General features: G+C 66.6%; 10 protein-coding genes. 2 read left to right on the plus strand and 8 right to left on the minus strand.

Features of this window, described 5'->3' with window-relative positions:
• Window positions 1-108 precede the first annotated feature (108 nt).
• The 4 genes from QMX96_RS25650 to QMX96_RS25665 all read right to left on the minus strand — a co-directional run bounded on the left by QMX96_RS25650 (window position 109) and on the right by QMX96_RS25665 (window position 4,944).
• A complete protein-coding gene (locus QMX96_RS25650) occupies window positions 109-1,800 on the minus strand; it encodes a thiamine pyrophosphate-binding protein (protein WP_253086583.1) in 1,692 nt (563 codons plus the stop codon).
• 40 nt (window positions 1,801-1,840) lie between these two features.
• Window positions 1,841-3,202 (minus strand): phenylacetate--CoA ligase PaaK, encoded by a 1,362-nt coding sequence (gene paaK, locus QMX96_RS25655; protein ID WP_054914859.1) that lies wholly within the window; start codon window positions 3,200-3,202, stop codon window positions 1,841-1,843.
• 114 nt (window positions 3,203-3,316) lie between these two features.
• Complete coding sequence (locus QMX96_RS25660; RefSeq protein ID WP_078479507.1) at window positions 3,317-4,459, minus strand: acyl-CoA dehydrogenase family protein; 1,143 nt, start codon at window positions 4,457-4,459, stop codon at window positions 3,317-3,319.
• Between the two features lie 71 nt (window positions 4,460-4,530).
• Entirely contained in the window at window positions 4,531-4,944 is a 414-nt protein-coding gene (locus QMX96_RS25665) for an acyl-CoA thioesterase (RefSeq protein ID WP_043860990.1), read from the minus strand.
• Window positions 4,945-5,409: 465 nt separating this feature from the next.
• On the opposite strand from QMX96_RS25665, the gene QMX96_RS25670 reads away from it, so the two are divergent.
• Both QMX96_RS25670 and QMX96_RS25675 read left to right on the plus strand, forming a co-directional pair.
• The gene (locus tag QMX96_RS25670; protein ID WP_054914857.1) at window positions 5,410-6,150 is read left to right on the plus strand and encodes an SDR family NAD(P)-dependent oxidoreductase; all 741 of its coding nucleotides are present in this window, start codon (window positions 5,410-5,412) and stop codon (window positions 6,148-6,150) included.
• A gap of 45 nt (window positions 6,151-6,195) precedes the next feature.
• The gene (locus QMX96_RS25675; protein WP_282362669.1) at window positions 6,196-7,101 is read left to right on the plus strand and encodes a CoA ester lyase; all 906 of its coding nucleotides are present in this window, start codon (window positions 6,196-6,198) and stop codon (window positions 7,099-7,101) included.
• Here the strand turns inward: QMX96_RS25675 and QMX96_RS25680 are convergent.
• From QMX96_RS25680 to QMX96_RS25695, 4 genes are all read right to left on the minus strand, one after another.
• Window positions 7,090-7,758, minus strand: coding sequence for a TetR/AcrR family transcriptional regulator (locus QMX96_RS25680; protein WP_052504232.1), 669 nt, complete (start codon window positions 7,756-7,758; stop codon window positions 7,090-7,092). The genes QMX96_RS25675 and QMX96_RS25680 overlap by 12 nt on opposite strands.
• Window positions 7,759-7,999: 241 nt before the next feature.
• On the minus strand, window positions 8,000-8,824 hold the full coding sequence (locus tag QMX96_RS25685) for an SDR family oxidoreductase (protein WP_054914855.1): 825 nt from the start codon (window positions 8,822-8,824) through the stop codon (window positions 8,000-8,002).
• Complete coding sequence (locus tag QMX96_RS25690; RefSeq protein ID WP_282362670.1) at window positions 8,715-9,194, minus strand: thioredoxin family protein; 480 nt, start codon at window positions 9,192-9,194, stop codon at window positions 8,715-8,717. Before QMX96_RS25690 ends, QMX96_RS25685 begins: the two co-directional genes overlap by 110 nt.
• Before the next feature lie 76 nt (window positions 9,195-9,270).
• Window positions 9,271-9,735, minus strand: coding sequence for a multidrug transporter (locus QMX96_RS25695; RefSeq protein ID WP_282362671.1), 465 nt, complete (start codon window positions 9,733-9,735; stop codon window positions 9,271-9,273).
• Window positions 9,736-9,845 lie beyond the last annotated feature (110 nt).

Genomic DNA, 9,845 nt, shown 5'->3' on the forward strand with positions numbered 1-9,845 from the left:
GCCAGCGCCACCACCGGCGCAGCCCTGCGCGTGGATGGCGGCGTGGTTCGTTCCATCGCCTGATGCACCCTGCCGCGCCCGGGCGAGCGACTCGCCCGGGCGCGGCCTTCAGCCGGCAATCACCGGCAGGCTGGCCGGTTGCAGCCCGTAGTCGAACTCGGCGAACAGCCGGGCAAAGCGCTTGAGCGATTCGGGCGCGTCCATGCGTTCCATCACCACTTCGATGAACACCAGCGTGTCGGCCTGTGCGGCCTGGGCCAGCGCATCTTCGAGCTGGTCCTCGGTGTGCACGGTGAAGCTGCGCGAGCGCTCGCGGGTGTCCAGCACGCTGGCCAGTTGCGCATAGCGCCAGGGGTTCACGTCGTTGTAGCTGGCATGCTCGCCCAGGATCAGCCGTTCGATGGTGTAGCCATCGTTGTTGATCAGGAAGATCACCGGCTTGAGGTTGTGCGCCAGAATCGTCGACAGCTCCTGCACGGTCATCTGCAACGAGCCGTCGCCGATGAACAGCAGTTGGCGGCGTGTCGGTGCGGCCAGCAGGCTGCCCAGCAGCGCGGGCAGGGTGTAGCCGATCGAGCCCCAGATCGGCTGGGTGATGCAGGTTGCCCCGGTCGGCAGGCGCAGGCCGCTGATGCCCGCCGACGAGGTACCGCTTTCGGCGATGACCAGGTCGTCGGCTTCGATCAGGTGGCCGATGCGCTGCCAGAAGCGCAGCTGGCTCAGCGGCTTGCCCGACAGCGCGGCGAACGCCGGGCTGGCACTGAACGGCGGGATGCGCTGGGCGCGGCGCTCGCGTGCCAGCGCCTGTTGGCCCAGCGCCTGGAGCACCTGGCCCAGGCTCACGGCGGTGTAGTGCTGCCTGGCGATCGAGGCCGCGTAGGCGTGCAGCTGGATCAGCGCGCCGTCCATGAAGCTGTGGGAGAACAGCGCGGTGCTGGTGTCGGTGAAACGTGCGCCAAGGCTGATCACGCAGTCGGATTGCTCCAGTGCCGCACGCACGCCGGGCGCGGAGCCGGCACCGGCGTAGGTGCCGAGGAACAGCGGGTGCGACTCGGGCAGCATGGCCTTGGCCGGCGGCAGGCAGGCGAAGGGCAGGTCGAAGCGCTCGATCAGCTCGAGCACCTGGGGCACCAGGCCAAAGCGCGCCACGTCCATGTCCACCAGCAGCACCGGCGAGCTGGCGGCATCCAGGCGAGCCACCAGCGCCCGTACCACCGCCTGCAGTTGCCCCGGCTCGCTGCGCGGCTCGCTCAGTTGCAGCGGCGTGTCGGGCACCTCGATCGGCAGGGTGGCCAGGTCGCTGGGCAGTTGCAGGTACACCGGGCGGCGTTCGCGGTAGCAGGTCTGCAATACGCGGTCGATTTCCATGGCGGCGTTTTCCACGGTGATGCGCGCCTGGGCCACGGTGAACTGGCGCAGGGTCACCATGATGTTGTCGTAGTTGCCGTCGCCCAGGGTGTGGTGCATCAGGGCCCGGTCGATGATCGCGTGCAGCGGCGGCATGCCCGACACCATGATCACCGGCACCCGCTCGGCATAGGCGCCGGCGATGCCGTTGAGTGCACTGAGGTCGCCCACCCCGTAGGTGGTCAGCACCGCGCCGAAGCCCTGGGTGCGGGCGTAGCCGTCGGCCGCGTAGGCCGCGTTGAGTTCGTTGCAGTTGCCGATGAAGTCGAGCGTGGGCAGCGCCTCGACCTGTTCGAGCAGGGTCAGGTTGTAGTCGCCGGGCACGCCGAACAGGTGGCGGATGCCGAATTCCTGAAGGCGGCGCAGCAGAAAATCGCCAATGGTCATGTCCATGAGTAGGGGAGCCTCGTGATCCTTGAGAGGGGGTGCGCCGCTAGGGCTGGCGGCGCAGGTCGATGACGTTGCCGGCCTTGCCTTCGGAACGCTTGAGGGTGTGGCACGGGTGCAGCTGGATGTGGGTGCTGATGCCCACGTGCACCTTGATCTGGTGGCTCAGCTGCTGGCAGGCGGCCTGTTGCTGCCGGGCGCTCAGGCCGCTGTGTTCCGGGCGCAGCTCGACGTGTACGGCCAGCACGTCGAGGTTGCCCTGGCGGCTGACATGCAACTGGTACACCGGGCTGAACATCAGCAGCTTGAGCAGTTGCTCCTCGATCTGGCTGGGGAACACGTTGACCCCGCGGATGATCAGCATGTCGTCGCTGCGCCCGGTGATGCGGTCGATGCGGCGCATGGCGCGACCGTTGCCGGGCAACAGGCGGGTGAGGTCGCGGGTGCGGTAGCGCACCATCGGCAGCGCTTCCTTGCTCAGGGTGGTCAGCACCAGTTCGCCGAACTGCCCGTCGGGCAGCACCGCGCCGGTGACCGGGTCGATGATCTCGGGGTAGAAGTGGTCTTCCCAGAGTGTCGGGCCGTCCTGGGTGTCGAGGTGCTCCATGGCCACCCCCGGGCCCATCACTTCCGACAGGCCGTAGATGTCCAGGGCCTTGATGCCCAGGCGCTGTTCCAGCTCGCCGCGCATCTGTCCGCCCCACGGCTCGGCGCCGAAGATCCCGGCGCGCAGCGACAGCGACTGCGGGTCGATGCCCTGGCGTTCGATCTCTTCGGCGATGTTGAGCATGTAGGACGGCGTCACCATGATGATGTCCGGCTGGAAGTCCTTGAGCAGCTGCACCTGGCGTGCGGTCTGCCCGCCCGACATCGGGATCACCGTGCAGCCCAGTTTCTCGGCGCCGTAGTGTGCGCCCAGGCCGCCGGTGAACAGGCCGTAGCCATAGGCGATATGGATGCGGTCGCCGCGCCGCCCGCCCGCAGCGCGGATCGAGCGCGCCACCAGCGAGGCCCACACGTCGATATCGTTGCGCGTGTAGCCGACCACGGTGGGCTGGCCGGTGGTGCCGCTGGAGGCATGCAGGCGCAGCACCTGGTCCATCGGCACGGCGAACAGGCCGAAGGGGTAGTGGTCGCGCAACTGTGCCTTGCTGGTCAGCGGGAAGTGCGCCAGGTCGTCGAGGTGCTTGAGGTCGTAGGGGTGCACGTCCAGTGCATGGAACTGCTCGCGGTACCAGGCCACATGGGTATAGGCATGCAGCAGGGTCTGGCGCAGGCGCAGCAATTGGTGCTGGCGCAACTCGTCGAGGCCGGCCTGTTCCAGGTGGTCATCGAACGGTTGGGCGAAGGGCACCGGGGCCAGGGCGGCGACAGGGCTTGCGTGCAGTAAAGTCGATTCGATCGGCATCGGGTCTGTTCTCTACCAGGAAGGGGAGTGGTCAAGGGCGCCCACGCTCGCGCTGCCATGCCCGCGCGCCGGGTGGGGCCGGGCGCGCAGGTGGCAGGGGCGGGCGCTGCGGGGTCAGCCGGCCTGGGTCAGGCGCAGCAGCTGGTTGAAGATGTTCTTCTGGTGCATCTCTTCGGTGCCGCCCACGCTGGCAAAGCCCAGCGCGTCCTTGACCAGGGTGGCGATGTCGCCTTCGTGGTAGCCCAGGCTGCCGTACAGCTTGAGCAGGCTGATGGCACTGTGGATGAAGTCCTGTGCGGCGCCGAGCTTGGCGATCGAGCAGCTCATCAGCGCCTGGGGGTCGTTGCCCAGCAGCTGGTCGAGCGCGGCGTACACCATCCAGCGGTTGCGCTCCATGCCCATGGCGATGTCCACCAGGCGCTTCTGCACGTACTGGTGGGTGTCGATGGCGCTGTTGAAGCTCTGGCGGTTGGCCGCGTAGTGCATGGCCTCGGCCAGGAACGGCGTGGGCAGGTTGGCCGCTACCAGGCCGTAGTACGCACGCCCCAGCGAGATGATCCTGATCAGTTGCTGCAGGCCGCGGCCCGGCTCGCCCAGTACCTGTTCGGCCGGCACCGGCAGGTTGTCGAAGTGCAGCGGGCCGGTGGGCAGGTGCTTGTTGCCCAGCTTGTCGTCCGGCTCGCCACGGGTCAGGCCGGGGGTGTCCTTGTCGATGATCACCAGGGCGATGTTGTGCTTGGAGTCGGTGGCCAGGCGGGTCACGATCAGCAGGAAGTCGGCCACCGGTGCATGGGCGATGTTGAACTTGCTGCCGGTCAGCCGGTAGCCGTCCGCGCACGGGGTCAGCAGGCTGTGGATACTGCGCACGTCGGTGCCGGTGCCCGGTTCGGCGATGCCGGTGGCGCTCAGCGCGCCGGCCAGGATCGCGCTCAGGTAGCGGTCCTTCTGGGCGTCGCTGCCGTAGAGCATCAGGGCACGGACCATGCCGGCCTGGGCAATCACCGACAGCAGCAGCTCGGGCGTGCGGATCGACGAGGCCAGGCCTTCCAGCGCGGCACTGAAGCCCCACCAGTCTTCACCCAGGCCGCCGTATTCGAGCGGGATGACCAGCTTCCACAGGCCCGCGTCGCACAGGCGTTGCCAGCCGTAGTGATCGAAACCGGGGGCGGCGCTGCGCCGCGCCTCGGCCAGTTCCACGCCGATGGCGCGGTAGGTCGACAGCAGCGCGAGCTGCTGTGGAGTCCAGGAGAGTTTCATTGAGCGTACCTTTGCAGTCGGTTCGCCGGGGCGCCTGAGCGTCGGCGAACGGTTCGTCCCTGAGCGCCGGCTCAGCCTTCCTGGAAAGCCAGGACCTGATCCTTGAATGCCTGGGGCACAGGCACGGTGGCCTGTTTGTCGTAGTCGAACATCACGTGGTACGACTTGGCCCTGGCCACCACCTCGTGGGTATCGTCCTGGCGGCGCATGGTGTGCTCGATCTCGAAGCTCTTGGTGCCGAATTTCACCACGGCGCTGCTGACCACCAGGGTTTCGCCGTACATGGCCTGCTTGAGGTAGTCGCACTCGCTGCGCACCATGATGTGCGGCAGTTTTTCGCTCTTTGGCAGTTGCAGCAGGTGGTGCATGTAGCAGAGGTAGGCATGTTGCATGTAGTCATAATAGATGGGGCTGCTTACATGGCCCATCGAGTCGGTGTCGCGGTATTTGATTTCAATGACGGTCTCAAAGCCTTTCTGGCTCATGGTGCACTTCCTTTTGTTTGTTCTGTTTGAAGTTGGCGAAATGTTCTTGAAACTTCTCGGCAACTTGTTCGGTCCCTTGAAAGTGGGTTTCAAGTTGTTTCAAATGCTAGGCAAGTTGAACTTGTAAGGCTACTCGCGTTTGTTTGCAGGGAACTCGCTTTCGCGCTGCAGCGCTTGTCTGTCGTGGGGTTGCTGGCTGCTGGTTGTACGCCATGGTTCGTTTGTGGGGGCGGCCTCCAAGGGGGCGTTGAATTGCTCGCATTTCGCCGCCGACAACGAACTTTGGTCATGAATATTTAATATTCCTGGCAATGCGAGCAATCCACGGCGGGTACACGGGCACGGCTCTTGTGTGTGGGGTTTTTAATGCGAGTAGTTGTTCGGCAGGCATTCTTTTAGCATGGCCGCCACTCAGGCGCCGTTGTTGTAGCGGCCCTGTATCGCCATTCAGGGAGTGCAGTGTTCATGACCAATCAAGACAGGGTGGCGGTGGTCACCGGTGCGGCCAGCGGTATTGGCGCGGCGACCGCCCTGCAGCTGGCACGGGAGGGTTTTCAGGTGGCGTGCCTGGACCGTGACGAAGGCGGCCTGGATCGCACCCTGCATGCGCTGGGCCCAGGCCATCGGCCGTTCGCCCTGGACCTGTGCGATGAACAGGCAGTGGCCGCGGTGTTCGCCGAAATCGCCCGGTGGCGCGGGCGCATCGATGGCCTGGTCACCTGCGCCGGGGTGGTCGACACCACGGCATTCGACGACCTGAGCGTGGCGCGCCTGCGTCAGTTGCTGGAGGTCAACCTGCTTGCCACCTTCAGCGTGGTGCAGCACAGCGTGCCCTTGATGCGCGCCGGCGGGCGTATCTGCACCGTGGCCAGCGTCGCCGGCATTCGCGGCGGCGGCCTGGCCGGCACGCTCGGCTACGCCACCAGCAAGGGCGCGGTAATCACCCTGAGCAAGGGCCTGGCGCGCGAACTGGGCCCGCGCGGGCTGACCGTCAATTGCGTCGCCCCGGCGGTGATCCGCACGCCGATGCTCGATGACACCACGCGCGTCGCCGGCAAGCTCGAACAGCTGCACGGCATGACCGCCTTGCGCCGCGAGGGCCGTGCCGAGGAGGCCGCCGAGGTGATCGCCTGGCTGCTGTCGGGCAAGGCCTCGTTCGTCAGCGGCACCACCATCGCCGTGGACGGCGGCCTGGCGATGCTCTGAGGCGCTTTCTTTTCTTCCTTTTCTTCTCTGTACAGGACGTCAACCATGGCAGTTTCCAAGGACAACCCACTGGCGCTTTGCCGCACCTTTTTCTTCATTCCCGGCGCCGACGAGCGCGCGTTGCTGGCGGCACTCGACGGCGATGGCGACGTGCTGGTGCAGGAGCTGGAGGACTTCACCCCACCGGCGCGACGCCCCGAGGCGCGTGCACTGGCGGTGGATATCCTGCAGCGCTGGCGCGCCTGCGGGCGGGTCAGTGCGGTGCGCATCAACCCGTTTGAAACCTGTGGCCACGAGGACCTGGCGGCAGTGATGACTGGCCGCCCGCAGGTGGTGATGATGTCCAAGGTCGAGCGCAGCGAGCAGATGATCGAGCTGGACCAGTTGATCACCGAGCTTGAGGGGCGCCATGGCATCGCTGCCGGCAGCACGTTGATCGTGCCGAACATCGAGACCGCGCTGGGCGTGGTGCGCGCCATCGAGATCGCCGCCGCCAGCCCGCGTATCAAGGCGATGCTGGTGGCCACCGAGGACATGGTGGCCGACCTGGGCGCCGGGCGCAGCCGCGCCGGCACCGAGCTGTATTACCCGCGCTCGCGCTTTCTGCTCGAATGCGCGGCGGCGGGGGTGCTGGCCATCGACTCGCCCTACACCTTTGCCGACGCGCAGGGTGCCGAAGCCGACATGCAGTTCGCCCGCTCCATCGGCTACCAGGCCAAGGGTGTGGTCAACCCGGCGCACGTGGCGGTCGCCAATCGCTACCTCACCCCCGCTGACGCGGACGCCGAACTGGCGCGCCGGCAGGTGGCGGCGTTCGAGGCGGCGGCCCAGGGCGGCAACGTGCGTGCCGAAGTCGATGGCCTGGTGGTGGAAGTGCCCAGCTACCTGCAGGCGCTGCGCTTGCTGGAGCGTTACGAGCAGTTGCAGGCGCGCCAGGCGCTACGCCGCTGAGCTGTGCGGCTGCGCGCGGGCGCGGGCGGTGGCCAGCGGCATGGCCGGCGGGAGGCACAACAGCCCGATCAGCGAGCTGCTGATCGCATCCTCGATCTGCGCCTGGCTCATCTGCGGCGAGTCGAGGATGTAGGCCTTGACCATCGAGGTGATCACCTGGGCCGCCAGCCAGGCGGCCAGGTGCAGGTTGCTGTGAGCCAGCGTGGCCCGCCAGCGGTCCAGCAGGCGCTCGATGGACAGGGTGATGCGGGCCTTGTGCTGCAGGTCGTCGACGCTGCGGCTCAGGTTGGCCAGGTCGGTGTCGAGCAGCCGGTGCAGCTCCGGTTCCTGCTGGTGCAGGTGCAGCAGGGCTTGCACCAGCAGCCTGAGGTGGGCCGGCAGGTCGGCCACCTCGTGGGCGCCGGCGACCTCCAGAATCACCCGGTTCATGGCCTGCGCATGGCGCTCATGCAACGCCGCGATCAATGCATCCTTGTTCGGGAAGTACTGATAGACCGAGCCCACGCTGACCCCGGCGCGCTGGGCCACCAGGTTGGTGTTGGTGCCCTGGTAGCCATGCTTGACCACCACCTTGGCGGTGGAGGTGAGGATGGTTTCGACCATCATCCGCGAGCGGGCCTGGGTGGGGATCTTGCGCGGAAGGTTAAGGTGTTTCACGAATGTCTCCAGAAAGGGCCTGATTGCATTTGTGAGAAAGGCTGCCAGCAGGCAGCGGTGCTCCGACCTTGGAGATTTCTCCCTGATTGCCTGGAGCGCGCCGCCGCTGTGGCAATGCAGCCGATCCAGTACGAGGGCGATTCTTGGCCTTGGAGACGCTTTGGAAAATGCTCTGGTGTGCACTTTATAGTTAGCGATAGGGTCAGCTATCGCCGGCGCAGGCCCCCGCAAACCGGGCAGATCACAGGCTGCGGTCGAGGCCGAAACGTTTCTTCAGCACCTTTTCCAGCAGCCGTTTGGGCAGCACGCCGGCCAGCAGCGGCAAGGCGCGGCTGCCGTTGCCCAGGCGCAGCAGGTCGGGCGGGGTACGCTGCTGTACGGCCTTGAGCAGGCCCTGGGCGAACGCGCTGGCGGGGGTCGGTCTGTCCTGCGAGGCGCGGGCGCGGGCGCGCACCTGCTCGCGCAATGGCCACCACGGCGAGTCTTGCGCCAGCACCTGCTCGGCCTCGCGCCCGGCATTGCTGGCGAAGCTTGAGGCGATGGCGCCGGGCTGCACTTCCATCACGCCGATGCCGAACGGCGCCAGTTCCAGGCGCAGCGCATCGCTGAGCGCATGCACCGCCGCCTTGGATGCGCAATAGGCGCCGGCGAACGGGGTGACCAGCACACCCGACACGCTGCCGATGTTCACCACCAGGCCGCGATTGCGTCGCAGCAAGGGGAACAGTGCACGGGTCACACCGATCAGTGCGAACACGTTGGTCTCGAACTGGCGCTGCATGGCCTCGACACCGCCGTCCAGCAGCGGCCCCATCGCGCCGTAGCCTGCGTTGTTGATCAGGATGTCGAGGCCGCCATGGGCCGTTTCGATGGCGTCGGCCAGGCGCACCAGGGCGTCCTCGTCGTTGACGTCCAGCTGGCGGCTGCTGAAGCCGGCCTTGATCAGCGTGGCGACGTCATCGGCCTTGCGCGCGGTCGCCCACACGTCGTAGCCGGCGGACTTGAAGCTGTCGGCGAGGGCGCGGCCGATGCCGCTGGAGCAACCGGTGATCAGGACGACGGGCATGGAAGGGGGCTCTCCTCAGAATGTGGTGTTCGGTCAGGGCTTCGATCAGCCGGGTGATGCTCGTGGCGCACACCACGAGGTTGGGGCCGGCGACGGGCAACAGGATATGTGAAGGCAGATAGTGCAGCGACAGGCTCTGGAACAGGAGGGTCAGGGCCGGTTCTTGCGGGTGATCCTCGAACAGGTCGACGTTGAAATAGTGGAAGTCGACCTGAGGATGTTGACTGCCAAGCCGTGCAACATGGGGATGCATCGTGCGGCAAGGCGGGCAACTGGCCGAGCCCACCATGACCATGGCCGGGCGTTGGCGTGTGCAATCATCGAGCAGCGCCTGGAGCTGGTCGAGGCGGGTCACGGGCCTGAGTGACATGGTGGTGCCTCCTGCAAGATTTCCGGTGCGCTCCATTCAACCCCGGCTGGCGTGTCTCAGGTAACTGACAAAAATACTAGTTGGCAAACCCACCCTGCAGGTGTTCGGCACGAAATTCCAGGGTTTGTGGACGGTAGCCTGAGCGCAGGGGGGGCAGGGGCAGGCAGTCGTGCCAGCTGGCCTCGGGCTGCAGGTCGCCGGGGCCGCGGTAGCGCGGTGCGGCGTAGGTGTTCTCGGCCAGGTTGACGGTGTCGCCGGGGGCGTAGGCGGCCACGCGCCAGCGCAGCTCGACCAGCGGCACGCGGTTGGCGTTCTTTATTTGTACGCGCAGCGGCCGGTCGGCCGGGCAGGCGTCGGTGGCGTAGTCCAGGCGCAGTTCCAGGCGGGCCAGCTGGCTGGCCTCGCGGTTGTCCAGCCACACCACCCACAGGCCCACCAGGCCCAGGCCGAGCAGCGCGGCCATGGAGATCGGCAAGGCCTTGGCCGGGTAGCGCAGCAGCAGGACCAGCCAGGTGAGGATGAGCAGGATACCGATGAACATGGAGGGCGCCTTGGGTGCGGATGAAGGATCATCCTACCCTGATAAAAGCATCGCGGGTCAAGCCCGCTCCCACAGGTTCGATGGCGACCGTTGTGGGAGCGGGCTTGACC

Origin of the sequence: Pseudomonas sp. PS01300, assembly GCF_029960155.1 — a bacterium.
GTDB classification, from domain to species: Bacteria; Pseudomonadota; Gammaproteobacteria; order Pseudomonadales; family Pseudomonadaceae; genus Aquipseudomonas; species Aquipseudomonas palmensis.

What these genes read in the sequence shown, in the direction of transcription:
- QMX96_RS25665 (WP_043860990.1), bottom strand. Translation starts at nt 4,944, where the DNA reads ATGAGCCAGAAAGGCTTTGAGACCGTCATTGAAATCAAATACCGCGAC.
- QMX96_RS25670 (WP_054914857.1), top strand. Translation starts at nt 5,410, where the DNA reads ATGACCAATCAAGACAGGGTGGCGGTGGTCACCGGTGCGGCCAGCGGT.
- paaK (WP_054914859.1), bottom strand. Translation starts at nt 3,202, where the DNA reads ATGCCGATCGAATCGACTTTACTGCACGCAAGCCCTGTCGCCGCCCTG.
- QMX96_RS25690 (WP_282362670.1), bottom strand. Translation starts at nt 9,194, where the DNA reads ATGTCACTCAGGCCCGTGACCCGCCTCGACCAGCTCCAGGCGCTGCTC.
- QMX96_RS25685 (WP_054914855.1), bottom strand. Translation starts at nt 8,824, where the DNA reads ATGCCCGTCGTCCTGATCACCGGTTGCTCCAGCGGCATCGGCCGCGCC.
- QMX96_RS25695 (WP_282362671.1), bottom strand. Translation starts at nt 9,735, where the DNA reads ATGTTCATCGGTATCCTGCTCATCCTCACCTGGCTGGTCCTGCTGCTG.
- QMX96_RS25675 (WP_282362669.1), top strand. Translation starts at nt 6,196, where the DNA reads ATGGCAGTTTCCAAGGACAACCCACTGGCGCTTTGCCGCACCTTTTTC.
- QMX96_RS25650 (WP_253086583.1), bottom strand. Translation starts at nt 1,800, where the DNA reads ATGGACATGACCATTGGCGATTTTCTGCTGCGCCGCCTTCAGGAATTC.
- QMX96_RS25660 (WP_078479507.1), bottom strand. Translation starts at nt 4,459, where the DNA reads ATGAAACTCTCCTGGACTCCACAGCAGCTCGCGCTGCTGTCGACCTAC.